The organism is Brucella sp. IR068 (genome assembly GCF_049065885.1).
In the GTDB taxonomy this organism is placed as follows: Bacteria; Pseudomonadota; Alphaproteobacteria; order Rhizobiales; family Rhizobiaceae; genus Brucella; species Brucella intermedia.
The window spans coordinates 71,899-96,079 of the sequence record NZ_JBAKHE010000004.1 but is presented as its reverse complement, the minus strand read 5'-3'; the positions used below and the strand labels follow the sequence as shown (position 1 = coordinate 96,079).

The window sequence follows — 24,181 nt, the reverse complement described above, 5'->3', positions numbered from 1 at the left end:
GGTCCTGCAGGTTCTTACACTTGACATTGCCGGGAATATCACCAAGTTTAATGCCATGAATAACCGTTTTGCATCCATACTCCATCGGGTTCATCCGATCACGGGATAGCTACCCTCGAGTTCTGCCTAGCGCAGGGGAACTCCGGGGGACGGTACGCCGCTTGTCCTAAGCGGATTTCGAATAAGCGCTTTCTCCAAAATCAATCTGAACAGCTTCGTGCATAACAGCACGGAGATTTATTACCTTTCAACAGCAGTGAGCACTCGCCATGAGCGGAAAGAATCGCAAGAAGCCCAATATCGTCGTCAGCGAAATCGACTATGAACGCCTGATGGGGTTGGCCACCAATGTTTCGGAACGTCTCGAGGAGATTGCCGAGGAACTGATGGCCGAGCTCGACCGGGCAAAAGTCGTGCCTGCAAAGCGCTTGCCGCAGGATGTGATCCACATGGGCTCTATTGTCGAGTTTCGCTCCAATGACGGACAGGAGCGTCGGGTGACGCTCGTATATCCTGGCGAAGCGGACATTGCGCAGGGAAAGATTTCCATACTCACGCCAATCGGCACCGCGTTGATTGGCCTTGCACCGGGCCAGTCAATCTCCTGGACGGCGCGCGATGGCAAGCAGCACGAATTGAACGTGTTGTCGGTTTCGAATGAAGTCGAGGTTGCTACAGCAACTCCTGCTGCTGAATGATCAATAAGAAAGCCCGGCTTTGCCGGGCTTTGTCATGCGGTAGTTGAGCACACTCCTAGAGGTGTTGGTTCAGACCGCCAGGCAGGTGCGTGAGGGCTTTGTCTATTGTTGCCGGATCTCGTCCTGCTTCCTCGCAGTAGCGCAACAGTGTCGGTTCATGAGACAGGAAAAATTGCAGTACTCCCGCGAGAAAACCGGGCTCAAGCGCGGCCTGCCGGATGGACGTCGCTTCGATGCCGGTCAGGGCGAGAAAGCGAGGCAGCAGGTCCTTGTCTTGCGCCAGCCACGCTAAAGCTTCAATAGCGATCGCTTCCGCATCCGCCTGACTCATCAGCGTTTTCATGTGGTTTCTCCGCTTTTTTCGTTGTCTGGCCGAATGTGTAGCTGCCGCTCCGTCGAGGAACAATCGAATTATTTGCCTTTCATCAATGAAATGAGGTTAAACTGATCGTGGTCTGAAAGTGGAGAACTTTCTAGTGGTCTATTTCGGTCCATTGTCAGATAAGAAGATCGAGAAAATGCCGGTTTGCTGCAGGGAATAAGACCAAGGAATATTCGATGCCGAAAAGCGTAATGATTGTCGAAGACAACGAACTCAATATGAAGTTGTTTCGCGATCTAATCGAAGCCAGCGGATACGAGACCATCCGTACCAGAAACGGGCTTGAAGCGCTGGACCTTGCGCGTGAGCATCGACCCGACCTGATTCTGATGGACATACAGCTGCCGGAGGTATCGGGGCTGGAAGTCACGAAATGGCTGAAGGACGATGATGAGCTGCGGCATATTCCGGTGATCGCCGTAACGGCATTTGCCATGAAAGGCGACGAGGAGCGCATACGGCAGGGCGGCTGCGAAGCCTATATATCCAAGCCGATATCGGTGCCCCGCTTTATAGAAACAATCAAATCCTATATGGGCGACGCTTAGCGGAAATCAGGGCGGGGGCATCATGACTGCAAGAATTCTCGTCGTTGACGATGTGGATTCCAATGTAAAGCTCCTCGAAGCCAGGCTGCTCTCCGAATATTACGAGGTCGTTACGGCCTACAGCGGGCCGGAGGCCATAGAGATTTGTCTGGGCGGACAGATTGATGTCGTCCTGCTCGACATATTGATGCCGGACATGGACGGTTTTGAAGTCTGCCGTCGTTTGAAGGACGATCCCCGCACATCCAACATCCCTGTTGTCATCGTAACGTCGCTTGATGGTGCGGAGGACAAGATCCGCGGTCTCGAAGCTGGTGCGGACGACTTTCTGTCCAAACCCGTCAGCGATCTTCAGCTTATGTCGCGCGTAAAGAGCCTGGCGCGGCTGAAACTTGTCTCTGACGAGCTTTTCCAGCGGACGGGCACGGTGGCGGACGCAGAGGTGGAAACGCTGCTGGCAAGCAAGATGGGCGGGAATTATGCCGATAAGGACGAGGTGGCTCGCATTCTCGTCGTCGATGAGGATGAACTGGCGGCCGCGCGTCTTCGTCTCATTCTTGGAGAGACTTATCGCGTGGACGTGGCCAGCGACGCGAACACTGCCCTGATCCGGGCGATAGATACCGATTACGACAGCATCGTCGTTTCAGCCAATTTCACGTACTATGACCCGCTGCGTCTGTGCTCCCAGTTGCGAACTATCGAGCGCACACGGCTGGTGCCGATCATTCTTGTCGTGCGGGAAGATGAAGGGGCGCTGGTGGTGCGCGCACTGGAACTGGGCGTAAACGACTATCTCATGCGTCCGCTTGAGAAGCTGGAGCTATTCGCACGCTTGCGAACGCAGATAAAACGGAAGTGCTATAACGATCTCTTGCGGCAAAGCCTCAATCGCACGATTACCATGGCAGTGACGGACAGCCTGACGGGGCTGCATAATCGCCGCTATCTGGATACGCATATCCCGGTCCTGCTTACACGCGCCATGGGGCGCGAGCGGCCATTGTCCGTCATCATGCTCGACTTCGATCACTTCAAACGGATCAACGATCAGTTCGGGCACGATGCGGGCGACGATGTCCTTCGCGAGTTTGCGGCACGCCTGCGCAAGAATATTCGCGGCATGGATCTTCTATGCCGCTACGGCGGAGAGGAGTTCGTCGTGGTGCTTCCAGACAGCGATGTGGAGGCCGCAAGGGCTGTCGCGGAGCGAATCCGGACTGCCGTATCGGAGGCGCCTTTTTCTGTCGCCAACGGCAAGCACAAGGTCAATTTGACCGTTAGTATGGGCATCGCCGGATTGAGGCTGATAGGGGACAGCGCCGAAGCCCTTTTCTCGCGAACTGATGCGGCGCTCTATCAGGCGAAAAAGGGAGGACGAAATCGCATAGTCTCCTCGGCGGCTTGAAAGTTGAACATGGGCAGAAAACGAAAAAGCCGCCTCGAAGGAGACGGCTTTCTATTTCAATCGTCTTGTCGATGACGACCTGAAACGAATTACTTGATCTTCGTTTCCTTGAACTCGACGTGCTTGCGCGCAATCGGGTCGTACTTGGTCTTTGTCATCTTTTCCGTCATCGTGCGGCTGTTCTTCTTCGTTACGTAGAAGAAGCCGGTGTCAGCGGTCGACAAAAGCTTGATCTTGATCGTCGTAGCCTTGGCCATATCGAATTACCTGCTCTGTATCTTTGCCGGAGCATGATCTTGCCGAAAACCGGTTCCCAATTCTCGGGATCATGCTCAATGGATGGAAACCTCCAGCGATTCCGGTAATCTCATCCGGCAGCGGAAATTTGGCGCGACACTACGTATTGGCGGCGAAAAGTCAAGCCCGCTTCTTCCGCAAAAGCAGCCTTCCTGCTGCAAAGAGTGCATATGCGGCAAAAAACACACCGAGAGTCATCGGGAATCCCTTCGGGCCCATCATGTCCATGCCAACGCCGACGGCCTGCGGTCCGGCAAGCATGCCGATGGCATAGCAGAACACGAAGGCGGCATTGGCGGACGCCAGTTCCCGCCCCGTCAGTTCGGAACCCAGATGCGCGAGGCCGATCGTATAGAGGCCCGCCACCACGCCGCCCCAAAGGAACAGGATACCCGCCATGAGATACCAGTGCTGCATGAGATAGGGCAGTGCGATCATGCCGATGAGGCCGGTGGTGGCGCAGAAAAGCAGAAGCTTGCGGCGGTCTGAAATGCGGTCGCTGACAATGCCAAGCGGAATCTGCATCAGAACATTGCCAAGCCCGATCATCGTAAGCAGCAGGGCCGCATCGGCCTCAGGATAACCTATACGCGCGCCGAAGACTGGAAAGAGGGCGAAGCCACCGGTTTCAACAGCGCCGAACACGAAGACGGCCATGGTCGCTGTCGGTACGGCAAAAATGAAGGGCAGAAACGGGACGTGTTCACCTTCCTCGAAATCGGGGCTGTCACGCCAAGCGATCGCAACCGGTATGAGGGCGATCATGATGATGGCGAAGCCGACATAGAAAGGCAGTCCTCCCGTACTGCCGATCTTCGAGAACAGCCACGGTCCGAGCGCAAAGCCCAGCGAAAGCGATGTGGAGTAGATGCCGAGTACCAGGCCACGTTTTTCAGGCGGCGCCGATGCGTTGATCCAGTATTCCGACAGAACGAAAAGGACGGTCAGCGCGAAATGCAGAACGATGCGCAGCGCAAACCAAGCCCAGAGGGGCTGAAAGAAATGGAAGCCGAGAAATGCCCCGCTTCCAATGACAAGCATAAGGAAAATCGCCTTGACCACACCCAGCCGCGCGGCAATAGGCGCGGCAAGGGGGGCGGCAACGATGGAGGCCAGGCCCGCAACAGCGGTATTGGCTCCAATCAGGCTAGCAGAATGGCCACGGCTTTCCAGAAGAACGCTCAACAGTGGAATGCCCAGGCCGATTGCTGCACCAACCGCGCTGATTGTGGCGATGGCTGCAGCGAGCGAACGCCAGTGCAACTGGCCCTCTGCCGGCCCGCCGCCTGGTTCTTGCGGGACAAGATCGGCGGATTGGATTTCTTGATTCATGGAGTTCAGATCACTTCGCGGACAAAGCGGCCATGCCGCTTGCAATATTGTACCACCGGCAAGGTGGCGGGCAGTTCAGAGTCGGCATTTGTCAGAAGCGCGCGCGCTTCTTTCAGGATTGCCTGGGTGATATGGGCCACATCGAACCTGTCGATTTGATCGATCGAAACCCAGTCCAGATCTTCCAGTTCCCCACTGGGAACGAGCGGTTGTCCATCAAGTTCCGGTATATGATCGCGGAAGGCGATAAAAAAGCGGGTATCGAAACGGCGAACATTGTCTGGCGGCGTAACCGCGCGGGCAAAGTAGCGCAGGCTGCTGAGCGCCGGTATCATGCCATTGTCGAAAAATGCCGACCAGTCGCTATGTGCAGGCAAGGTAACCGGTGTCGATGCCGCTTGCCCTATGCGAAGGCCAGTTTCCTCGAAAGTCTCTCGGATGGCGCATAGGCCGAGTGCCCGGGCGCGGCGCAGCGACGCACGGGCTCCCATGCCGGCAAGCAATTTGGCAACATCATTGTTGTGCAGTTCTGCTGTCGCGCCGATAGCGCCATCTATCGGATCTGCCCGGCCGCCTGGAAAGACGAATTTGCCCGGCATGAAGGCAAGGCTGGCGTGGCGTCGACCCATGAGAATGCGCGGCTTGCCCCCCGACCGGTCGACAAGCAGCAGCGATGCCGCGTCACGCGGCCGCAAAGCTTTTCCGGCTTTGATTGGCGAGGATGGAAGCTGAACCATGGCGGTCACGGTGACGTTTAGGTCACGTCGCCATATTCGCCGTCACCCTTGCCTCCAAAACCGTGCATGTACAGCGCCCATTGCAGCCCGATGGTTGCGCCTTTGATTGGCTGCAAAAGCAGCAGCGACATGATCACGGTCAGGGGGCCCCAGATCGCCATATGAGCCCAAAGCGGAAGATTGGTGGTTGCTTCAACGCCCATGAAGGCACCCACGACCACGTGCCCTACGATCAAGATGGTCAGATAGGCAGGAAGATCGTCAGCACGTTGTTCTGTGTAGTCTTCATCACACACGGAACATTGCGCCACGGGTTTCACAAAGGCCCGGAACAGTTTTCCTTCACCGCAATGCGGGCAACGTCCGCGAAATCCGCGCCACATGGCTTCGCCCAAAGGGCGTTTCGGGTGGGCCGCCTTGGGGCTTTCCCCTCCGAAAACCTGTATATTCTGCGCGGAATTGGCCTCTAGCGTGCTCATCAGCGACCTCTTCTCTTCTGACGCGGGATGCCCGCGGGTTTACCCCTTCGTCCACGCATCGTCCGGCTTGCCTTGTGATGCGAGCGGGTCGCCATCGGCAGAGGATGCGGTTCCGAAACCATCTCAAAACGAAGCGCACCCGCCACGGGGAGCGCTTCCACAAGCCGAACCGTCACTGTATCGCCCAAACGGAAGCCCTTGCCGCTCCGCTCACCGGCAATCGCATGGTTCGCTTCGTCATATAGATAGTATTCATGACCCAAAGTTGAAATGGGCACCAGCCCGTCTGCGCCATATGTCGCAAGGTTCACGAAGAGGCCCGCTCTCGTCACCCCGGTAACGCGTCCCTCATATTCATCACCGAGATGTGCGGCGAGGAAATGAGCGATAAGACGATCCACCGTTTCGCGTTCGGCCAGCATGGCGCGACGCTCGGTCGAGGAAATCAGCGCAGAGATTTCCTCCAGATGCGCTTCTTCATCGGCGGTGAGGCCATCGTTGCCGAGGTTCAGGGCCTTGATCAGAGCGCGATGAACGATAAGGTCGGCGTAGCGGCGGATCGGCGAGGTGAAGTGCGCATAGCGACGCAAATGCAGGCCAAAATGCCCGATATTGTCGGGGTTATATTCTGCCTGGCTCTGTGTGCGCAACACCACCTGGTTGACTAGTTCCTGATGATCAGAGCCCTCGACGGCCTCAAGAATCCGATTGAATTGCGCCGGCTGCAACTCGGCTCCCTTGGCGAGGCTCAGGTCCAGCGTCCTCAGAAATTCACGCAAGGTTTCCTGCTTTGCAAGCGCTGGGGCGTCGTGAATGCGGAAAATAAGCGGCTGGCGGCGCGCTTCCAATGTTTCAGCGGCGGCAACGTTCGCCTGAATCATGAACTCTTCGATGAGCTTGTGCGCATCGAGCCGTTCGGGAACGATGACCTTGTCGACCTTGCCGTCGGGCGTGAGCAGGATTTTCTTTTCCGGCAGATCGAGTTCCAGCGGTTCGCGCGCGTCACGCCCCCGCTTCAGCACGGCATAGGCGTTCCACAGCGGTTTCAGTATGCTGTCGAGAATAGGCGAAGTCTTGTCATCCGGCGCACCGTCGATCGCGGCCTGCGCCTGCGAATAGGCCAGCTTCGCCGCCGATTTCATCATGATGCGGTGAAATTTGTGCGATTTCTTGCGTCCGTCGGCCGCAAAAACCATACGGACCGCAAGGGCAGGGCGGTCTTCCAGTTCACGAAGCGAACAGAGATTGTTTGAAATCCGCTCTGGCAGCATCGGCACGACGCGGTCCGGGAAGTAGACCGAGTTACCGCGTTTTTGGGCTTCGCGGTCGAGCGCAGAATCGGGACGGACATAGGCGGCGACGTCCGCTATAGCCACAATGACGATCTGGCCTCCCGGATTCTCGGGGTCCTGGTCCGGCTCGGCGTAAACAGCATCATCATGATCCTTGGCATCCGCCGGATCGATGGTGAGAAGTGGAATATCGCGCCAGTCTTCGCGGCCATCCATCGTGGCTGCGGTCGCAGCTTCTGCTTCGCTCAGCGCTTCAGCCGGGAAAACATGCGGGATTTCATGCTCGTGGATGGCAATCATCGACAGGGCTTTTTCGCTGTCGATCGAGCCTACCACCTGCCGAACCTTGCCGCGCGGCAATCCCTGACGCCGGGAGGAAATCAGGTCGACTTCAACAAGATCACCGGCTTCCGCATTTTCCAGATGGCCCGGATCGAGCTGCACTTCCGGCTGCTTGCGGTTTACCGGGTCAAGCCGCCATTCACCATTGCCGAGCTTGCGCACAATACCGAGCACCGCATTTGTTCGGTGCTCGAGACGCTTCATCACTCGCGCGGTATAGTCCGGCCCGTCACGATCTTCATTGCGGAATATTTTGGCTAGAACGCGATCCCCAACGCCGACGGCCGGGCCGCCTTCAGACGCTTTGTTGAGCCGGGTGCGGCGGATCAGGATGGCGGGTGGCTTGCCATAACCTGCTTCATCCCATTCCGACGGGCGTGCGAGCAAACCGCCATCTTCGTCGCGTCCGGTAATATCAAGCACAGTGACGGCAGGTAGCGCATCGGGGCGAGATAGCCTGCGGGCGCGTTTTTCAACAAGGCCCTCGTCAGAAAGTTCGCGCAGAAGGTCTTTCAGATAGACCCGCGCATCGCCCTTGATGTTGAAGGCTTTCGCCAGTTCCCGCTTTCCCGCCCTGTCGGGATTCTCCTCAATATATTTGAGAACCTCTTCGCGGGTCGGCAGAAACGCGTGGGGATCGCTCTTGCCCTCGGCGGATTTTGCTTTGGCTGCACGCCGTTCGGTCCGCGCGGAACGACCGGTATCGGATTTGGAAAAACGGCGTGCCAATTGTTACTCCTCTGCCGCCTCGGCCTTGGATTTGGCTTTCGGCTTGGCTGTCGACTTGGCTTTTGCTGGCGCTTTCTTGGCCGCAGGCTTCTTTGCAGCAGCTTTCTTTTCCGTGCTGGCCGAAGCTTTGCGGGCAGGGGCTTTCTTGCTCTTGGAAGAGCCGGCTTTTTCCGTAATCAGCGCCAGTGCTTCTTCCAGCGTAACGCTCGCCGGGTCCTTGCCCTTCGGCAAGGTGGCGTTGACCTTACCCCAATTGACATAAGGTCCATAGCGCCCGTCGCGAACAGTGATTGACCCGCCGTCTGGATGGTCGCCAAGCGTCGCCAATGCTGCCGGAGTAGAACGGCCACGACCGCCACCCTTCGATTGCTTGTCGGCCAAAACCGATACCGCACGGTTAAGACCGACAGAGAAAACCTCTTCGGCATTTTCCAGATTGGCGAAAGTGCCATCGTGGCTGACATAGGGCCCATAGCGACCAATCCCGGCGGAGATCATCTTGCCGGTCTCGGGATGCTGACCAATATCACGCGGCAGCGACAGAAGCGCAACGGCTTTCTCATGATCGAGCGCATCGACGGTCCAGCCTTTCGGGAGGCTGGCGCGCTTGGCTTCCTTGCCTTCGCCGCGCTGGACATAGGGGCCGAAACGGCCTGTCCGTGCAGTGATTTCCTCACCGGTGAACGGATCTTTGCCGAGCGATTTCGGTTCATCCGCAGCCGCGGCTTCGCCATTGGCGTCACCGCCGAGCTGGCGCGTATATTTGCATTCCGGATAATTGGAACAGCCGACGAAAGCACCGTATTTACCGAGTTTCAACGACAGGGTGCCCGTGCCGCAGGTCGGGCATGAGCGAGGGTCACTGCCGTCTTCGCGCGCCGGAAACACCAGCGGTGCCAGCTCTTCGTTCAGCGCATCGAGAACATTGGTAACGCGCAGTTCCTTGATGTCATCGACGGAGCCGGAGAAATCGCGCCAGAAATCGCGCAGCACATCTTTCCACGAAAGCTTGCCGTCGGAAATGAGATCGAGCTTTTCCTCAAGGTCAGCCGTGAAATCATATTCCACATAACGCTCGAAGAAGCTTTCGAGGAAGGCCGTAACCAGACGCCCCTTGGGCTCTGGAATAAGCTTGCGCTTGTCGATCGTGATATATTCACGGTCACGCAGCGTGGCCAGCGTGGCGGCATAGGTCGAAGGACGGCCGATGCCCAGTTCTTCCATCTTCTTGATGAGCGAAGCTTCCGAATAGCGCGGGGGAGGCTCGGTCGAATGCTGCGTCGCATCGATCTTTTCGCGTGCCAGGGCTTCGCCTGAACGAATTTCCGGCAGCTTTGCGCTATCCTCCTCGTCGTCTTCTTCCTCGCGGTGATCCATATAGGCAGCGAGAAAGCCATCGAACCTGGTGACCGATCCATTGGCCCGCAGGAGGGCCGAACGCGAGCCATTGACCGCCTCGATGTCGACCGTGGTACGCTCGATATCGGCGGCCTGCATCTGGCTTGCGATGGCGCGCTTCCAGATCAATTCATAAAGCCGTGCCTGATCGTCGTCGAGATAGCGGCGCACGTCCTTCGGATGGCGGGAGAAATCCGTCGGGCGGATGGCTTCGTGCGCTTCCTGCGCGTTCTTGGCCTTGCTGGAATAATAGCGAGGCTTTTCCGGCACATATTTCGCGCCGAAGCTCTTGCCGATTGCATCGCGGGCCGCATTGATGGCTTCCGGCGCCATCTGCACACCGTCGGTACGCATATAGGTGATCAGGCCGGCAGTTTCGCCACCGACATCGACGCCTTCATAAAGCCGCTGCGCCACCTGCATGGTGCGCGATGCGGAGAAACCGAGCTGGCCGGATGCCGCCTGCTGCAAGGTTGACGTGGTGAATGGCGGTCCGGGATTGCGCTTGGTCGGCTTTGCCTCAACGGACAGCGCCTTGAAGCTTGCGCCTTCAAGCATGGTGCGAATGGCGGTTGCCTGTTCGCCATTCTTGATATCGAGCTTGCCGAGCTTCTTGCCGTCAACAGCCGTCAGGCGGGCAGTAAAACTGTCATTGCGCGGTGTCTTCAACAGCGCGGCAATGTTCCAGTACTCCTCCCGAATGAAGCGCTCGATCTCGGATTCGCGATCCGCGACGAGACGCAGCGCTACTGACTGAACGCGGCCAGCCGAACGCGCGCCCGGCAGTTTGCGCCATAGCACGGGCGAAAGCGTGAAACCGACGAGATAGTCCAGTGCGCGGCGCGCCAGATAGGCGTCAACCAGAGGCTCATCAATATCGCGTGGATTGGCAATGGCATCGAGAACAGCTTTCTTGGTAATGGCATTGAATGCCACACGCTTGACCGTCTTGCCTTTGAGCGCCTTCTTCTGGTTCAGTACTTCGAGCACATGCCAGGAAATGGCCTCACCTTCGCGATCCGGATCGGTTGCGAGAATGATGCCGTCGCTGTCTTTCAACGCTTTGACAATATCTGCAAGACGTTTGGAGGAATTGCTATCCACCTCCCACGACATTGCAAAATCTTCATCGGGGCGAACCGAGCCGTCTTTAGCTGGCAAGTCTCGCACATGACCGAACGAGGCCAGAACCTTATAGTTCGAACCAAGATATTTATTGATGGTTTTTGCCTTGGCAGGCGATTCGACAACAACGACGTTCATTTAAAGCAGCCCAGATTCGCGTCCCATGGAGACAAAATATCTCCTCTCCGCGAGAAATTCGTTGCCTTCACATGAACAGCAGGCAGCGTTTGGTCAAGAGCAGGACGACAAAAATAACGAAATACAACTTAAGATTGCTGTTAAGTTGAGTGTAACCAGTAGTAGCATGAAATGAAACAAAGAGCGATTTATCTCGCGGGGAGATAGGTATGGGTGATACAACGAGTTTTCCAGATATGGAAGACGATGACGATGTACAGAGCGCGACTCGGCACGAGACGCTGACATATATCGAGCAGATGCTGGAGCAGCTCAATTTAATGGCAAAGAATACAGATTATCTGTTGCTGTCCTATATGATCGAGATGGCTCTTGTCGAAGCGCGAGAGGCACTTCACAACGAAGCCAAGACATAAGAGGCTATTCCAGAGGGACAAGGGCGACCTGATTACGGGCATATCGGTGCAGCCTCCCGGCCAGGTCCAGCTCCAGAAGAATGAGCTGGATAGCACCGGTATCCAGACCCGTATGGCGAACCAGCGTGTCGATATCGGTCGGCACGGGGCCAAGTGCATCAATAACAATGTCCCGTTGTTCCTCCGTCGCAATCGGTTGATAAGATTCTGGTTCTTCCATGGCCGGAGACAAAAGATCCGGTTGTGTCGGCATATCCGTTGGATACGCACTTGAACCGGCCAGCGGCCGGAGCATCTCGATAACGTCGTTTGCTTCCGTTACCAATGTTGCGCCTTGTTTGAGAAGCAGGTTCGTGCCGCGCGCACGAGGATCGAGCGGTGAGCCCGGCACAGCGAATACTGTACGCCCCATGTCGCCGGCCATGCGTGCGCTGATAAGCGAACCGGATCGTTCGGCAGCTTCGACGACGATCAATCCCAGCGAGAGCCCTGCAATGATGCGATTGCGACGGGGAAAATCGCGCGAGCGAGGCTCCGCGCCCATCGGCATTTCGCTTATGAGTACGCCACCCTCTTCCGGTATGGCGCGATAAAGGGGCAGGTTTTCGGGTGGGTAGGGGCGATCAAGCCCGCCTGCCAACACGGCGACGGTTCCTGTCTTCAAGCTTGCGCGGTGGGCAGCGGCATCGATGCCGCGGGCAAGTCCGGAAATAACAGCAAACCCGGCTTCGCCAAGATCATTCGCCAAGCGTTCGGTGAAACGCGCGCCAATTACCGAGGCGTTCCGGGAACCGACAATTGCAACGGGAGGCTTGTTGAAAACAGCGGCGTTTCCCTTAATCGTGACCAGCGGGGGTGGGGCCTCACAATTTTTCAGCTGTGGCGGATAATCCGGTTCGCCCATTCCAACAAGGCGGGCACCGGCTCGATCGATGGTTTCAAGCTCGCGCTCTGCATCGTCCATGGACATGACGCGGATGGGGCGTGCGCTGCCGCCCCGGATGTTGAGATCGGGCAGCATTTCTATCGCGCTTGAAGCTGAACCGCAAAACAGAATCAGGTCGCGAAACGTGACAGGGCCGATATTGTCGGTTCGGATGAGGCGCAGCCAGTTGAGACGCTGGCGGTCGGAGAGGCGAATTCCAGTTTTCGAATTCGCGCTTCCCTTCACCCCTTGGCTCCGATCTTGTTTTCGGTGCCGTTTATCAGGCGCCCTATATTCGTCTTGTGTTTGTAGAAGACAAAGACTGTCATGATCGCGAAGAGGACCGCGATTGCGGGACTGCCCTGGAAGTAAAGCGCGATTGGAACAATGATGCTGGCGACAAGCGCTGCAAGGGAAGAATACCGCGTGAGAAGTGCGGTTACGATCCATACGGCGGCGAAGACGAGCGCGCCGGGCCATGCCAAACCGATCAGGATACCGAGATAGGTGGCAACGCCTTTACCGCCCTTGAAGCCGATCCATACCGGAAAAAGATGCCCGATGAAGGCACCGAAGCCCGCGCCGATTGCGGCATCGGGCCCGTAGCGTGAAGCGATCAGAACGGCGACCGTGCCTTTGAGGGCGTCGAGGATCAGGGTTGCTGCGGCAAGCTTCTTGTTACCGGTGCGCAGTACATTCGTCGCCCCGATGTTGCCCGAGCCGATGGACCTGACATCACCCAACCCTGCAAGGCGGGTCAGAACCAGGCCAAAAGGAATCGAGCCCAGAAAATAGCCGAAGACAAGCGCTCCTACGAGCGTCATGCTGACAAATCCCGATTCGGCCATGAACATCCCCTGCTGCTTCTTGATTCCGCCTACCCGGAATTTTAGGTTGATTGTTCCGGGTTATGCGGTGTTTTTCAAGCCGAATATACGGTCTTTCCGGCCACTAATGTGTGGACGACGCGGCCTTGAAAACGCGCACTTTCAAAGCAGCTGTTTTTTGAGAGTGAGTGCAGGTCTTCCGCTCGCACGACCCATGGTTCTTCCAGATCGACAATGGCAAGATCGGCCTTGGCGCCCGGTTTGAGCGTACCGGCATCCAGACCGAAAATTTTCGCCGGAGCTGTCGATAGAACCTCCACCAGCCGCAGGAGCGGAATGCTGTCATTGTGATAGAGGCGGAGTGCAGCTCCCAGGAGTGTTTCGAGGCCGATGGCACCGGCTTCGGCATCCGAGAAAGGCAGGCGTTTGGTATCGACGTCCTGCGGGTCGTGAGCCGAAACGACAATGTCGATGGTGCCGTTTTTCACGGCTTCGACCATGGCAAGGCGGTCCTGTTCGCTGCGCAGGGGCGGGGAAAGACGGAAGAAGGTGCGGAATTCTCCAATGTCATTCTCATTGAGCGACAAATGGTTGATCGATACACCTGCCGTCACCTTGGCGCCCAGATCCTTGGCGCGGCGTACGGCCTCCGCCGACATTTCGCAGGAAAGCTGTGCGGCGTGATAGTTGCTGTTGGTCAGCGCTGCCAGACGCAGATCGCGCTCCAGCGGAATCACTTCCGCTTCCCGGGGACTGCCGGAAAGTCCAAGCCAGCTTGCAAACAGACCTTCGTTCATCACGCCGTTTGCGCCGAGATAAGGATCGCGCGTTTCGCAGGCAATCACGGCATTGAAATCGCGAGCATAGGTCAGCGCGCGCCGCATGAGCTGTGTGTTGGCGATGGTCTGCCTGCCTTCCGTGAAGGCAACCGCACCAGCATCGCGCAAGAGGCCGATTTCGGTCATCTCTTCGCCGCGCAAGCCTTTGGTGATCGCCGCTGCCGGATGCACATTGACGACGGCCGTATCGCGTGCCGTGCGCTTGACGAATTCCACGAGCGCCACGTCATCGATCACCGGATCGGTGTCGGGCATCATGATGATGGAGGTCACGCCGCCCGCAGCTGCCGCACGGCTTGCCGAGGCGATGGTTTCGCGATGTTCTGCGCCGGGTTCACCGATAAAGACACGCGCATCCACCATGCCGGGTAACACTGCCTTGCCGTTCAGGTCGACGATTTCGGCACCTTCCGGCGCACCCTGATTGCGGGCGTTGGCACCGGCGGCAACGATCTTTCCATCGCGGATCAAAACGCTGCCGGTTTCATCGAGACCACGCGACGGATCGACGATGCGCGCGTTTTCAAAGAGGATCGCGCTCATGCATTTTCTCCATTGCCCAGGTTGCGTCGCGGGTCGAGCAGGGCTTCCATTACGGCCATGCGCATGGCAACCCCCATTTCAACCTGTTGCTGGATGACGCTTTGCGGCCCGTCGGCAACGTCAGATGCGATCTCAACGCCGCGATTCATCGGGCCGGGATGCATGACAAGGGCGTCCGGCTTGGCGTGTTTCAGCTTTTCCTTGTCGAGGCCATAGAAGCGGAAATATTCGCGTACCGAAGGCACAAATGAACCGGCCATGCGCTCACGCTGAAGCCGCAGCATCATGACGACATCCGCGTCCTTCAAGCCTTCTTCCATCGAGTTGAAGACCTCGACGCTCATGTCCGCCATGCCGGAGGGCAGGAGCGTGGATGGCGCGACGACACGCACCCGCGCGCCAAGAGCATTGAGAAGAAGAATGTTGGAGCGTGCCACGCGGGAATGCAGCACATCGCCGCATATGGCGACGATCAGATTTTCGATCTGGCCTTTGGCGCGGCGGATAGTGAGAGCGTCAAGAAGTGCTTGTGTTGGATGTTCATGCGCGCCATCACCGGCGTTGACGACCGAACAGCCGACTTTCTGCGCGAGCAGGGCGGCAGCGCCTGCCGAGGCGTGACGGATGACCAGTATATCCGGCTGCATGGCGTTCAGCGTCATCGCGGTATCGATGAGCGTTTCGCCTTTCTTGACCGATGAATTACCGACCGACATATTCATGACGTCCGCACCGAGCCGTTTTCCGGCCAGCTCAAACGATGATTGCGTTCGTGTCGATGCTTCAAAGAAGAGATTGATTTGCGTGCGACCTCGCAGCACGGACTTTTTCTTCTCGGGCTGTCGGGAAACAGCGATTTCCTGATCGGCGAGATCAAGAAGGCAGAGAATGTCCAGGGGCGAAAGCCCCTTGATGCCCAGCAGGTGGCGGTGAGGGAAAAGCGGAGGGACCGTTTGATTTGTCATGGCAAGTCACCCGTATAGGACCATGAGGCAGGTCCCGCAACCGTCCTTATAATGGCTATGGGCGATTCACCAAGAAAAACCTGTGCTGTCCTGACGACAAATTGCGTTCGGGATGGCAAAATTTTAGCAAATGCGATGCAAGAACCCTAAATAGAACTGAATCGCACAAGACGGAACGAGCTTTTGAAAACGCACGACGTGACCAACCAGACACCGCCCATGACGGGCAACAATGCCTATCTGGGCGATCCGCTTCTGATGCAGATTGCGGCACGTTTCCCGAAGGAACTGCATACGGATCTGGAGCAGACGGGCCGTTTCGTCATGTCGGCTGAAGCACAGGACCTTGCGCGTCTCGCCAACACCGAGCTGCCGAAATTGCGCACCCATGACCGGCAGGGCAACCGTATCGACCTGGTTGAATATCATCCAGCCTATCATGCGCTGATGCGCCGCTCTATCGCGGCTGGCCTGCATTGTTCCATCTGGGAGGGCAACCCGCTGGAAACCGGTCGCCGTCATCAGGCACGCGCCTCGCGCTTTTTCCTGACGGCGCAGCTTGAGGCGGGGCATCTTTGCCCGCTGACCATGACGAGCGCATCGCTTGCCGCGCTCATGGCCTCGCCGGAAATTTACAAGGAATGGTCGCCGGTCATTCTTTCAAGAAAGTACGATTTTTCGCAGAAGCCAGCATTTGCCAAACAGGGCATTACGCTTGGCATGGGTATGACCGAAAAGCAGGGCGGAACCGATGTGCGGGCCAATACGACCCGCGCCATCCGCAACGAAGACGGCACCTATGCCATTACTGGCCACAAGTGGTTCATGTCCGCTCCTATGTCGGATGCGTTCCTGACGCTGGCGCAGGCAGAAGACGGTCTTTCCTGTTTTCTGCTTCCGCGCCTCACTTCGCAGGGAAGCGGGAACGGGTTCTTTTTCCAGCGATTGAAAGACAAGCTCGGCAACAAGTCCAACGCCTCATCGGAGGTGGAATTTGACGGCGCGGTCGGTCATCTGATCGGTAATCCGGGCGAGGGCGTCAAGACCATCATGGATATGGTCACGCTGACGCGGCTCGATTGCGCAGTGGCATCGGCTGGACTTATGCGATCTGGCCTCGCCGAAGCCGTGCATCATAGTCGTCACCGGCAGGTGTTTGGCAAGGCTCTTATCGAACAGCCATTGATGCAGCGTGTACTCGCCGATATGGCGCTCGATGTCGCCGGCGCGACCGCGCTTTCCATGCGGCTGGCACGCGCCTTTGATATGGCTGCAAGTGATCGCGCAGAGGCGGCGTTTGCCCGCTGCATGACGCCGGTGGTGAAATACTGGGTTTGCAAGATCGCGCCTGCCTTACTCTATGAGGCAATGGAGTGCCTTGGCGGCAACGGCTATATCGAGGAAGGCAATCTTGCGCGCGCCTATCGCGAAGCGCCGGTCAACGCGATCTGGGAAGGGTCCGGAAATGTCATGGCGCTGGATGTCGCGCGTGTGCTGTCCCGCGCGCCGGCGCTTTTCGATGAAGTACTGGAGTGGATCGGCGGACAGCTTGGCCCGCGCGGGCAGGGAACGCTTGATGTGCTGCGTGCTGCATTGCAGCTCACTGAAACCGATCCGGGTGTTGCACGCCTTCTGACCGAGCAATTGGCCTATGCCGCCGCCGCCGCAGAACTGCGCCAGCTTGGTGCCGACGATGTGGCTGACGCATTCATTGAAACCCGCCTCGGCGGACAGTGGCGGTCGACCTATGGCATGCTGGATGCACGCCACAATGCGGAACGCATTCTCGACCAGCTTTATCCGGCGTCGTAATCGTCGGATACCGACCGCCTGATGCTGTGCAGGCGGTCGAGCGCCCCTTGAAGAATGAAAGCTGCGGCCGCCGAATCGATACGTTCGGCCCGCTTGCCTCGAGAGACGTCCATGCCGATAAGCGCCCGTTCGGCGGCGACCGTCGACAGGCGCTCGTCCCAGAACACAAAGGGCAAGTCGGTGAGCGGCTGCATGGTGCGCACAAATGCCCGCGTGGCCTGAACGCGGGGACCCGATGTTCCATCCATATTCATAGGCAAACCGATGACGATAACGCCGACCTTGTCGGCGTCGAGAGCTTTCAGAAGCACTTGTGCGTCGATCGAAAACTTCACCCGTTTGATGACCGGGCGCGGATGGGCGAAGGAAAGACCGAGGTCCGATACCGCAAGGCCGATGGTCTTGGTTCCCAAGTCCAGTCCGGCAATGGTCTTTCCGGGCTGAAGCAGCGCCGGAATTTCCTCGATTTCAACGACAGCCATCGGTCCTCATCGGATTTTGAAGTGGTTTCTATTGCCTTCAACTTTATTGGCGTCATATCTGTTCGCAAACTGGAAATCGAGCCGGAAACACAGATTGAGGAGAGAGTTTATGAAACTTACATGGCTTGGCCACGCCGCCTTCCGCGTTGAAACTGCAAGGGCCGTCATTCTCATCGATCCGTTTCTCAACGGAAATCCCGGTGCGAAGGGCATAGATTTCAAGGAAGTAACCAGCGGTGTGACCCACATCGCGCTGACGCACGGCCACGGCGATCACGTCGGCGATACGGTAGCAATTGCAAGGGAACATGGTGCGACGGTTATCGCCAACGCCGATCTTGCAAGCTGGCTCGGCAGTCAGGGCGTGGAAAAGGTCGATCCCGGCAATACGGGCGGCACGGTGGCGCATGACGGCTTTACCATTACATTCGTCAACGCACTTCATTCCTCGGCAATGCTGACGGAAAACGGCGTATCGCAGGCATTGGGCAATCCGAACGGTCTGGTGTTCCATTTCGAGGATGCGCCGACGCTTTATCATATGGGAGACACGGATATCTTTTCCGATATGGGGCTTATCAACGAGCTTCATCAGCCAGAGATCGGGATCGTTCCCATTGGCGATCGCTTTACGATGGGCGGTGCGGTTGCGGCTCTCGCCTGCCAGCGTTACTTCAATTTCAAAACCGTGCTGCCGTGCCATTACGGCTCGTTCCCCATCATCGATCAGACGGCGGACAAGTTCGCTGAAGGAATGGCAGACCATCGCGAGACAAAAGTGCTGACCGATCCGGCTGGAACTGTCCACAGCTTCTAAAGGCCTTTTGAGGCGCAAGAAATGTTGCGCTTCAACAGTCGCGCCGTTATAGCCGGTAGGAAACCTTTTCAGGGGTGGCGGGTCGCCGCCCGATCTGAAGCACAACCCGGAACACGCAATGCGGTTTTCGGACAAGATGTGCGTGGGTACAAAGTTAGTGCATTTGCGGAGAACAGGATGTCCGTCGATATTTCCACCGTCAAGCGCGTCGCGCATCTGGCGCGTATCGCTGTCAGCGACGACGATGCCGAACGCATGACCGGCGAACTCAATGCTATTCTGGGCTTTGTCGAACAATTGAACGAAGTCGATGTCGACGGTATCGAGCCGATGACTTCCGTTACGCCAATGGACATGCGCATGCGCGAAGACAAGGTGACCGATGGCGGCATTGCTGCCGCAGTGGTCGCCAACGCACCGGTTACGGAAGACAATTTCTTCGTCGTCCCAAAGGTCGTGGAGTAGGTCATGGCCATTCGGGTTTCAGTCGAGACCCCTTTGCAGGACGATGTGCGCGCGCTGGTCGACGGCCTGAATGCGCATCTCCTGCCGCTGTCGCCGCTGGAATTCCAGTTCAAGATGACGGTGGAGCAGATGGCGGGGCCGGATACGTCGGTCTTTGTAGCGCGCGACGAAAACGGCAAGGCTGTCGGCTGCGGTGCCTTGAAGATGCATGGAGATGGCATCGCCGAGGTGAAGCGCATGTTTACCCTCCCGGAAGTGCGCGGCAAGCGCGTTGGCTCGGTTCTGGTCGATGCGATTGTCGATCTGGCGAGGGCGAGGGGCGTGACCCGTCTGGTACTCGAAACGGGAACTGGTCCCGGTTTTGCCGGGGCATGGCGACTTTATGAGAATTCAGGTTTTACGCGCTGCGGTGTGGTTCTGGACTATTCCGAATCTGAATACAGCGCCTTTTTTGAAAAGCGTCTCACTGAGGCGCACTGACAGGATTTGACGATGAGCGAACTGACCGCACTGACCATTGCCGAGGCGCGCGACAAGCTGAAGGCCAAAGCCATCACAGCGACCGAACTGACCGACGCCTATCTTTCAGCTATCGACTCTGCGAATGACACCATCAACGCTTACGTGAAGGTGACACACGATCAGGCGCGTTCGATGGCGAAGGCTTCGGATGAGCGCATCGCCAAGGGCGAGGCGGGCGCATTGGAAGGCATTCCGCTGGGCGTGAAGGACTTGTTTGCGACCAAGGGTGTGCATACGCAGGCCTGCTCCCACATTCTCGACGGTTTCAAGCCGGAATATGAATCGACCGTCACCGCCAATTTGTGGTCGGATGGCGCGGTTATGCTCGGCAAGCTCAATATGGACGAATTCGCCATGGGCTCGTCCAACGAAACGTCCTATTATGGCGCGGTCAAGAATCCATGGCGGGCCAAGGGTTCCAATGCCGACCTGGTACCGGGTGGTTCGTCGGGCGGTTCGGCTGCCGCGGTTGCAGCGCAGCTTTGCGCTGGCGCGACTGCAACCGACACAGGCGGCTCGATCCGTCAGCCAGCGGCTTTCACCGGCACGGTTGGCATCAAGCCGACTTATGGCCGCGTGTCGCGTTGGGGCACGGTGGCCTTCGCATCCTCGCTCGATCAGGCCGGGCCGATCGCCCGCGACGTGCGCGATGCGGCTATCCTGCTGAAATCGATGGCTTCGCTTGATCTCAAGGACACCACGTCCGTCGATCTGCCTGTTCCGGATTACGAAGCTGCCCTCGGCAAATCGCTCAAGGGCATGAAGATCGGCATTCCGAAGGAATATCGCGTCGATGGCATGCCTGGCGAAATCGAGGAACTCTGGCAGAAGGGCATTCAGTATCTGAAGGATGCTGGTGCGGAAATTGTCGATATTTCGCTGCCGCACACGAAATATGCGCTGGCCGCCTATTATATAGTCGCGCCTGCGGAGGCGTCCTCGAACCTCGCCCGTTATGACGGTGTGCGTTATGGTCTGCGTGTGCCAGGCAAGGACATTGCCGACATGTACGAACAGACCCGCGCGGCGGGCTTCGGCAAGGAAGTTAAGCGCCGCATCATGATTGGCACTTACGTTCTCTCGGCTGGCTATTACGATGCCTACTATCTGCGTGCGCAGAAGGTACGGACATTGATCAAGAAGGACTTCGAGGACGCATTCGCCAAGGGCGTCCACGCGATCCTGACGCCAGCGACGCCATCGGCTGCTTTTGGCCTAGCCGATGAGGATCTCGCCAACGATCCGGTAAAGATGTACCTCAATGACATCTTCACGGTGACTGTCAACATGGCCGGCCTGCCGGGCATTGCCGTGCCTGCGGGCGTCAATGACCACGGCCTGCCACTTGGCCTTCAGCTCATCGGACGCCCGTTCGAGGAAGAGACGCTGTTCCAGGCGGCACACGCCATCGAACAGGCAGCCGGACGGTTTACTCCGGCAAAATGGTGGTAAAATCCGATCTTCTTATTCGCCGGGGCTTCCCCGGCGAATTTGCTTCTATGGCCGCCTTGGCAGTCAGGGCGTGGCGGATTGCGGCTCGTGGCGTGGAACTTACCGCTGATCGGCAGCACGCGCTGGAAGCCAAATTCCTGCACGACCTTCAAGAGAATGCGGATGGTGTGTTGACTGCCGAAAAGGGCGGAACTATTGCGGGCTGGGGTGCGAGAGTGCCGCGAAGCAATTACATTTCCGACCTATGGGTCGATCCGCCCTGCCACGGGCAGGGAATTGGCGGACAGCTTCTTGATGCCCTGATGGCGCAACTCCTGTTCGACGGCTTCGATGAAGCAGTGATCGGGACGCATGCGGATAATCTCCCCGCGATCTATCTTTATGAAAAGGTTGGTTTCCGGATCGAGTGGCAGGGAGAGGAGTGGTCGGAAAGCTTCAGGAAACAGGTTGAAAAGGTGAGAATGCGCGCAAAGCTTTGAAGCCAGCTTGTCGCAACCATTGCCGAACGTTCTGTCGCGCCTATCCTTCTTGAGAGTGAATACACTAGGAGGAGGGCAAGCGATGTGGATCATGCTGACGGAAGTAAACGGGGAGAAGCTCGCCGTGAATTTCAATCATGTTTTGTGCTACAATACTTATGGAACCGGCACGCGTATTGTGACGCTGAGCACGGACCAGACATTCTTCGTCAAGGAATCGATTGAGGAAATTGAAGCCAAGCTCGGCATCGAGGTGAAAGCTTGAAGCTTCATTTTAACAATGGCTTAAACAGTTTTATTGAAAAAGAGAATGAACGGCATCGCGCTTGCGGGTTGCCGTTCATGGGACGCGAGCAGTTCAGGCTTTCTGGAAACGTGCTCTAAATATCCAACTCTTCGACAAAAGCCGCACGGTCCTGAATGAAACGGAAACGAGCTTCCGGCTTGGTGCCCATCAGTTCATCGACCGTGTTGCGGGTTTCATCGACATATTCTTCGTCCACCTGGACACGCAAAAGCGTTCGCTTCTTAGGGTCCATGGTCGTTTCCTTGAGCTGTTCGGCGCGCATTTCGCCAAGGCCTTTGAAACGGCCTATTTCCACCTTGCCCCGTCCGGTAAACATGGTGCGCAGAAGCTCATCCTTATGCGCTTCATCACGCGCATAGGCGACCTTTCCGCCCTGGCTCAAGCGGAAAAGCGGAGGCACTGCCAGATAGAGGTGGCCGTTGCGGATCAGGTCCGGCATTTCCTGATAGAAGAATGTGATGAGCAGGGATGCAATATGCGCACCGTCGACGTCAGCATCGGTCATGACGATGACGCGATCATAGCGCAGATCGTCTTCCCGATAGTTCTTGCGTGTGCCGCAACCAAGAGCCTGAATGAGATCTGCAATCTGCTGGTTCGCCGTCAGCTTCTCGCGTCCTGCGCTGGCAACGTTCAGAATCTTGCCGCGCAACGGCAAAATGGCCTGGTTGGCGCGATTGCGTGCCTGCTTGGCCGAACCGCCTGCCGAGTCACCTTCGACGATGAACAGTTCCGCCCCGGCGGCCGCGTTCTGGGTGCAATCGGCGAGCTTGCCCGGCAGGCGCAGCTTGCGCGTCGCGCTTTTGCGGACAGTTTCCTTTTCCTGACGGCGGCGCAAACGCTCATCCGCGCGGTCGATCACCCATTCCAGGAGGCGGGACGCCTCCTGCGGAGAAGCCGTCAGCCAGTGATCGAACGGATCACGGATTGCATTTTCCACGATGCGCTGCGCTTCGACGGTGGCAAGCTTGTCCTTGGTCTGGCCGACAAATTCCGGCTCGCGGATGAAGACCGACAGCATTCCCGCCGCCGACACCATCACGTCGTCAGTGGTGATGATCGAGGCGCGTTTATTGTTGGTCAGTTCCGCATAGGCTTTCAGGCCGCGTGTCAGCGCAATGCGCAAGCCTGCCTCATGGGTGCCGCCATCGCCGGTTGGGATGGTGTTGCAATAGGAATGGACGAAACCGTCGCCGCCAAACCATGAAACGGCCCATTCAACCGCGCCGTGGCCACCCTGCTTTTCGGTCTTGCCTGCGAAAACCTCGCGCGTGACCTGATGTTCCTTGCCAAGCGATGCCTCGAGATAGTCTTTCAGGCCGCCGGGGAAGTGGAACACCGCCTTCTCCGGCGTTTCCTTCTTCGGGTCGAGGAGGGAAGGATCGCAGTTCCAGCGGATTTCAACCCCGCCGAACAGATAGGCCTTCGAGCGCGCCATGCGATAGAGACGATGCGGATCGAACTGCGCCGTTTTCCCGAAGATATCAGGGTCCGGGTGGAAACGGACACGGGTGCCGCGACGGTTATGCACTTCGCCGACATCTTCCAGTCCGCCCTGCGGAATACCGCGCGAGAAACGCTGCCGATAAAGACGGCGATTGCGCGCCACTTCCACTTCAAGCACGTCCGAAAGGGCATTCACCACCGAAACACCCACGCCATGCAGGCCGCCTGACGTTTCATAAGCCTTGCCGTCGAATTTGCCGCCAGCATGCAGCTTGGTCATGATGACTTCGAGCGTGGATTTTCCCGGCACCTGGGGATGTTCGTCCACTGGAATGCCGCGCCCATTGTCCGAAACGGTGACAAATCCGTCGGCGTCGAAACTGACTTCGATGAAATTGGCGTGTCCCGCCACCGCCTCGTCCATCGAGTTGTCGATGACTTCGGCGAAGAGGTGATGCAGCGCCTTTTCGTCCGTGCCGCCAATATACATGCCGGGGCGCAGGCGTACGGGTTCCAGACCCTCCAGAACACGGATGGACGAAGCATTATAGTCATCGCCTGCCGATGAAGCAGGCGGCGCCTTGGCGGTTACCGGCTTTGGAACAGAGAGCGACGGCGCTGCCACCGGCTGCGCAACAGGTTGCGGCGCCACAGGTTTTTCGCTCTGTCGCCCCTGTTCCTGTTCTCGGGCCCGGGCATTGTTGACCACTCTCGAGAAGAGATCGTTGCTATCGTCCATTTGTTCCGAAAAGCTCTCTATCTGAATTTCAGGAGGCCGCTGTCGAGCCTGCTCGCCAAAGACCGGAAAATACTGTTCGCGAATCACTTGAATGATGCCACGCGCGCTCGCGAAAGGCGACTAAAGTTCGCCTTACGTTCCGTTTGCGCACGGCTTTTTCAAAGGGTTTTGTCCAGAACGGAACTGATTTGCACCAGAAAGCGGTCGAAAGTCAAACAAGCGGGGCAATTCCGGTCAAAT

General features: G+C 57.5%; 24 protein-coding genes. 11 read left to right on the top strand and 13 right to left on the bottom strand.

Features of this window, described 5'->3' with window-relative positions:
• Nucleotides 1–269 precede the first annotated feature (269 nt).
• Nucleotides 270–698, top strand: coding sequence for a nucleoside diphosphate kinase regulator (gene rnk, locus ACOWVS_RS08270; RefSeq protein ID WP_075041892.1), 429 nt, complete (start codon nucleotides 270–272; stop codon nucleotides 696–698).
• A 55-nt stretch (nucleotides 699–753) separates the two neighbouring features.
• On the opposite strand, the gene ACOWVS_RS08265 is transcribed toward rnk, so the two are convergent.
• On the bottom strand, nucleotides 754–1,041 hold the full coding sequence (locus ACOWVS_RS08265; RefSeq protein ID WP_006471395.1) for a DUF3572 domain-containing protein: 288 nt from the start codon (nucleotides 1,039–1,041) through the stop codon (nucleotides 754–756).
• A 215-nt stretch (nucleotides 1,042–1,256) separates the two neighbouring features.
• On the opposite strand from ACOWVS_RS08265, the gene ACOWVS_RS08260 reads away from it, so the two are divergent.
• Nucleotides 1,257–1,628, top strand: coding sequence for a response regulator (locus tag ACOWVS_RS08260; RefSeq protein ID WP_006468945.1), 372 nt, complete (start codon nucleotides 1,257–1,259; stop codon nucleotides 1,626–1,628).
• 22 nt (nucleotides 1,629–1,650) lie between these two features.
• Entirely contained in the window at nucleotides 1,651–3,036 is a 1,386-nt protein-coding gene (locus ACOWVS_RS08255; RefSeq protein ID WP_075041893.1) for a PleD family two-component system response regulator, read from the top strand.
• A gap of 89 nt (nucleotides 3,037–3,125) precedes the next feature.
• On the opposite strand, the gene rpmG is transcribed toward ACOWVS_RS08255, so the two are convergent.
• The 6 genes from rpmG to topA form a co-directional block, all read right to left on the bottom strand.
• On the bottom strand, nucleotides 3,126–3,293 hold the full coding sequence (gene rpmG / locus ACOWVS_RS08250; protein ID WP_002966024.1) for a 50S ribosomal protein L33: 168 nt from the start codon (nucleotides 3,291–3,293) through the stop codon (nucleotides 3,126–3,128).
• A gap of 160 nt (nucleotides 3,294–3,453) precedes the next feature.
• Nucleotides 3,454–4,596 carry an MFS transporter gene (locus ACOWVS_RS08245; protein WP_006471394.1) on the bottom strand — a complete coding sequence of 381 codons (1,143 nt, stop codon included), beginning with the start codon at nucleotides 4,594–4,596 and terminating at the stop codon, nucleotides 3,454–3,456.
• Nucleotides 4,597–4,670: 74 nt separating this feature from the next.
• Nucleotides 4,671–5,402, bottom strand: coding sequence for an NUDIX hydrolase (locus ACOWVS_RS08240; RefSeq protein WP_021587248.1), 732 nt, complete (start codon nucleotides 5,400–5,402; stop codon nucleotides 4,671–4,673).
• 17 nt (nucleotides 5,403–5,419) lie between these two features.
• Nucleotides 5,420–5,881: a DUF983 domain-containing protein gene (locus tag ACOWVS_RS08235; RefSeq protein ID WP_006468941.1), complete on the bottom strand. Its 462-nt coding sequence runs from the start codon at nucleotides 5,879–5,881 to the stop codon at nucleotides 5,420–5,422.
• Nucleotides 5,881–8,244, bottom strand: coding sequence for a ribonuclease R (gene rnr / locus ACOWVS_RS08230; protein ID WP_075041894.1), 2,364 nt, complete (start codon nucleotides 8,242–8,244; stop codon nucleotides 5,881–5,883). The genes ACOWVS_RS08235 and rnr overlap by 1 nt, the downstream gene beginning before the upstream one ends.
• A gap of 3 nt (nucleotides 8,245–8,247) precedes the next feature.
• Nucleotides 8,248–10,905: a type I DNA topoisomerase gene (gene topA / locus ACOWVS_RS08225; RefSeq protein ID WP_063621057.1), complete on the bottom strand. Its 2,658-nt coding sequence runs from the start codon at nucleotides 10,903–10,905 to the stop codon at nucleotides 8,248–8,250.
• A 209-nt stretch (nucleotides 10,906–11,114) separates the two neighbouring features.
• On the opposite strand from topA, the gene ACOWVS_RS08220 reads away from it, so the two are divergent.
• A complete protein-coding gene (locus ACOWVS_RS08220) occupies nucleotides 11,115–11,321 on the top strand; it encodes a hypothetical protein (protein ID WP_006468937.1) in 207 nt (68 codons plus the stop codon).
• 4 nt (nucleotides 11,322–11,325) lie between these two features.
• Here ACOWVS_RS08220 and dprA read toward each other — a convergent pair whose 3' ends face one another.
• The 4 genes from dprA to ACOWVS_RS08200 form a co-directional block, all read right to left on the bottom strand.
• The gene (gene dprA / locus ACOWVS_RS08215) at nucleotides 11,326–12,492 is read right to left on the bottom strand and encodes a DNA-processing protein DprA (protein ID WP_075041895.1); all 1,167 of its coding nucleotides are present in this window, start codon (nucleotides 12,490–12,492) and stop codon (nucleotides 11,326–11,328) included.
• Nucleotides 12,489–13,094 carry a glycerol-3-phosphate 1-O-acyltransferase PlsY gene (plsY, locus tag ACOWVS_RS08210; RefSeq protein WP_006471392.1) on the bottom strand — a complete coding sequence of 202 codons (606 nt, stop codon included), beginning with the start codon at nucleotides 13,092–13,094 and terminating at the stop codon, nucleotides 12,489–12,491. The genes dprA and plsY overlap by 4 nt, the downstream gene beginning before the upstream one ends.
• A 74-nt stretch (nucleotides 13,095–13,168) precedes the next feature.
• Nucleotides 13,169–14,455 carry a dihydroorotase gene (locus tag ACOWVS_RS08205; protein WP_006468935.1) on the bottom strand — a complete coding sequence of 429 codons (1,287 nt, stop codon included), beginning with the start codon at nucleotides 14,453–14,455 and terminating at the stop codon, nucleotides 13,169–13,171.
• The gene (locus tag ACOWVS_RS08200; protein ID WP_063621053.1) at nucleotides 14,452–15,420 is read right to left on the bottom strand and encodes an aspartate carbamoyltransferase catalytic subunit; all 969 of its coding nucleotides are present in this window, start codon (nucleotides 15,418–15,420) and stop codon (nucleotides 14,452–14,454) included. The genes ACOWVS_RS08205 and ACOWVS_RS08200 overlap by 4 nt, the downstream gene beginning before the upstream one ends.
• Nucleotides 15,421–15,603: 183 nt before the next feature.
• Here ACOWVS_RS08200 and ACOWVS_RS08195 point away from each other — a divergent pair, with 183 nt between their 5' ends.
• A complete protein-coding gene (locus ACOWVS_RS08195) occupies nucleotides 15,604–17,232 on the top strand; it encodes an acyl-CoA dehydrogenase family protein (RefSeq protein ID WP_031346952.1) in 1,629 nt (542 codons plus the stop codon).
• Here the strand turns inward: ACOWVS_RS08195 and ruvX are convergent.
• Nucleotides 17,217–17,714 (bottom strand): Holliday junction resolvase RuvX, encoded by a 498-nt coding sequence (ruvX, locus tag ACOWVS_RS08190; RefSeq protein WP_006468933.1) that lies wholly within the window; start codon nucleotides 17,712–17,714, stop codon nucleotides 17,217–17,219. The genes ACOWVS_RS08195 and ruvX overlap by 16 nt on opposite strands.
• Before the next feature lie 109 nt (nucleotides 17,715–17,823).
• Here ruvX and ACOWVS_RS08185 point away from each other — a divergent pair, with 109 nt between their 5' ends.
• The 6 genes from ACOWVS_RS08185 (at nucleotide 17,824) to ACOWVS_RS08160 (ending at nucleotide 21,714) form a co-directional block, all read left to right on the top strand.
• Complete coding sequence (locus ACOWVS_RS08185; protein WP_006471390.1) at nucleotides 17,824–18,531, top strand: metal-dependent hydrolase; 708 nt, start codon at nucleotides 17,824–17,826, stop codon at nucleotides 18,529–18,531.
• Between the two features lie 177 nt (nucleotides 18,532–18,708).
• Nucleotides 18,709–18,996: an Asp-tRNA(Asn)/Glu-tRNA(Gln) amidotransferase subunit GatC gene (gene gatC, locus ACOWVS_RS08180; protein ID WP_006471389.1), complete on the top strand. Its 288-nt coding sequence runs from the start codon at nucleotides 18,709–18,711 to the stop codon at nucleotides 18,994–18,996.
• Nucleotides 18,997–18,999: 3 nt separating this feature from the next.
• Nucleotides 19,000–19,476 carry a GNAT family N-acetyltransferase gene (locus ACOWVS_RS08175; protein WP_075041896.1) on the top strand — a complete coding sequence of 159 codons (477 nt, stop codon included), beginning with the start codon at nucleotides 19,000–19,002 and terminating at the stop codon, nucleotides 19,474–19,476.
• Nucleotides 19,477–19,488: 12 nt separating this feature from the next.
• Entirely contained in the window at nucleotides 19,489–20,970 is a 1,482-nt protein-coding gene (gene gatA / locus ACOWVS_RS08170) for an Asp-tRNA(Asn)/Glu-tRNA(Gln) amidotransferase subunit GatA (protein WP_006471388.1), read from the top strand.
• A 47-nt stretch (nucleotides 20,971–21,017) separates the two neighbouring features.
• A complete protein-coding gene (locus ACOWVS_RS08165; protein WP_235691677.1) occupies nucleotides 21,018–21,449 on the top strand; it encodes a GNAT family N-acetyltransferase in 432 nt (143 codons plus the stop codon).
• Nucleotides 21,450–21,531: 82 nt separating this feature from the next.
• Nucleotides 21,532–21,714, top strand: coding sequence for a flagellar FlbD family protein (locus ACOWVS_RS08160; RefSeq protein ID WP_075041897.1), 183 nt, complete (start codon nucleotides 21,532–21,534; stop codon nucleotides 21,712–21,714).
• A 115-nt stretch (nucleotides 21,715–21,829) separates the two neighbouring features.
• Here the strand turns inward: ACOWVS_RS08160 and parE are convergent, their stop codons facing one another.
• Nucleotides 21,830–23,941, bottom strand: a complete 2,112-nt coding sequence (gene parE / locus ACOWVS_RS08155) for a DNA topoisomerase IV subunit B (RefSeq protein ID WP_006471386.1) — start codon at nucleotides 23,939–23,941, stop codon at nucleotides 21,830–21,832.
• Nucleotides 23,942–24,181 lie beyond the last annotated feature (240 nt).

Excerpts from the sequence above, each read along its gene's own strand:
- ACOWVS_RS08240 (WP_021587248.1), bottom strand. The coding sequence starts at position 5,402 with ATGGTTCAGCTTCCATCCTCGCCAATCAAAGCCGGAAAAGCTTTGCGG.
- ACOWVS_RS08160 (WP_075041897.1), top strand. The coding sequence starts at position 21,532 with ATGTGGATCATGCTGACGGAAGTAAACGGGGAGAAGCTCGCCGTGAAT.
- parE (WP_006471386.1), bottom strand. The coding sequence starts at position 23,941 with ATGGACGATAGCAACGATCTCTTCTCGAGAGTGGTCAACAATGCCCGG.
- ACOWVS_RS08175 (WP_075041896.1), top strand. The coding sequence starts at position 19,000 with ATGGCCATTCGGGTTTCAGTCGAGACCCCTTTGCAGGACGATGTGCGC.
- plsY (WP_006471392.1), bottom strand. The coding sequence starts at position 13,094 with ATGGCCGAATCGGGATTTGTCAGCATGACGCTCGTAGGAGCGCTTGTC.
- ACOWVS_RS08165 (WP_235691677.1), top strand. The coding sequence starts at position 21,018 with ATGGCCGCCTTGGCAGTCAGGGCGTGGCGGATTGCGGCTCGTGGCGTG.
- rpmG (WP_002966024.1), bottom strand. The coding sequence starts at position 3,293 with ATGGCCAAGGCTACGACGATCAAGATCAAGCTTTTGTCGACCGCTGAC.
- ACOWVS_RS08255 (WP_075041893.1), top strand. The coding sequence starts at position 1,651 with ATGACTGCAAGAATTCTCGTCGTTGACGATGTGGATTCCAATGTAAAG.
- gatC (WP_006471389.1), top strand. The coding sequence starts at position 18,709 with ATGTCCGTCGATATTTCCACCGTCAAGCGCGTCGCGCATCTGGCGCGT.
- rnk (WP_075041892.1), top strand. The coding sequence starts at position 270 with ATGAGCGGAAAGAATCGCAAGAAGCCCAATATCGTCGTCAGCGAAATC.
- ACOWVS_RS08260 (WP_006468945.1), top strand. The coding sequence starts at position 1,257 with ATGCCGAAAAGCGTAATGATTGTCGAAGACAACGAACTCAATATGAAG.
- ACOWVS_RS08220 (WP_006468937.1), top strand. The coding sequence starts at position 11,115 with ATGGGTGATACAACGAGTTTTCCAGATATGGAAGACGATGACGATGTA.
- ACOWVS_RS08205 (WP_006468935.1), bottom strand. The coding sequence starts at position 14,455 with ATGAGCGCGATCCTCTTTGAAAACGCGCGCATCGTCGATCCGTCGCGT.
- ACOWVS_RS08265 (WP_006471395.1), bottom strand. The coding sequence starts at position 1,041 with ATGAAAACGCTGATGAGTCAGGCGGATGCGGAAGCGATCGCTATTGAA.
- ACOWVS_RS08185 (WP_006471390.1), top strand. The coding sequence starts at position 17,824 with ATGAAACTTACATGGCTTGGCCACGCCGCCTTCCGCGTTGAAACTGCA.
- ACOWVS_RS08200 (WP_063621053.1), bottom strand. The coding sequence starts at position 15,420 with ATGACAAATCAAACGGTCCCTCCGCTTTTCCCTCACCGCCACCTGCTG.
- ACOWVS_RS08235 (WP_006468941.1), bottom strand. The coding sequence starts at position 5,881 with ATGAGCACGCTAGAGGCCAATTCCGCGCAGAATATACAGGTTTTCGGA.
- gatA (WP_006471388.1), top strand. The coding sequence starts at position 19,489 with ATGAGCGAACTGACCGCACTGACCATTGCCGAGGCGCGCGACAAGCTG.
- topA (WP_063621057.1), bottom strand. The coding sequence starts at position 10,905 with ATGAACGTCGTTGTTGTCGAATCGCCTGCCAAGGCAAAAACCATCAAT.
- ruvX (WP_006468933.1), bottom strand. The coding sequence starts at position 17,714 with ATGGCTGTCGTTGAAATCGAGGAAATTCCGGCGCTGCTTCAGCCCGGA.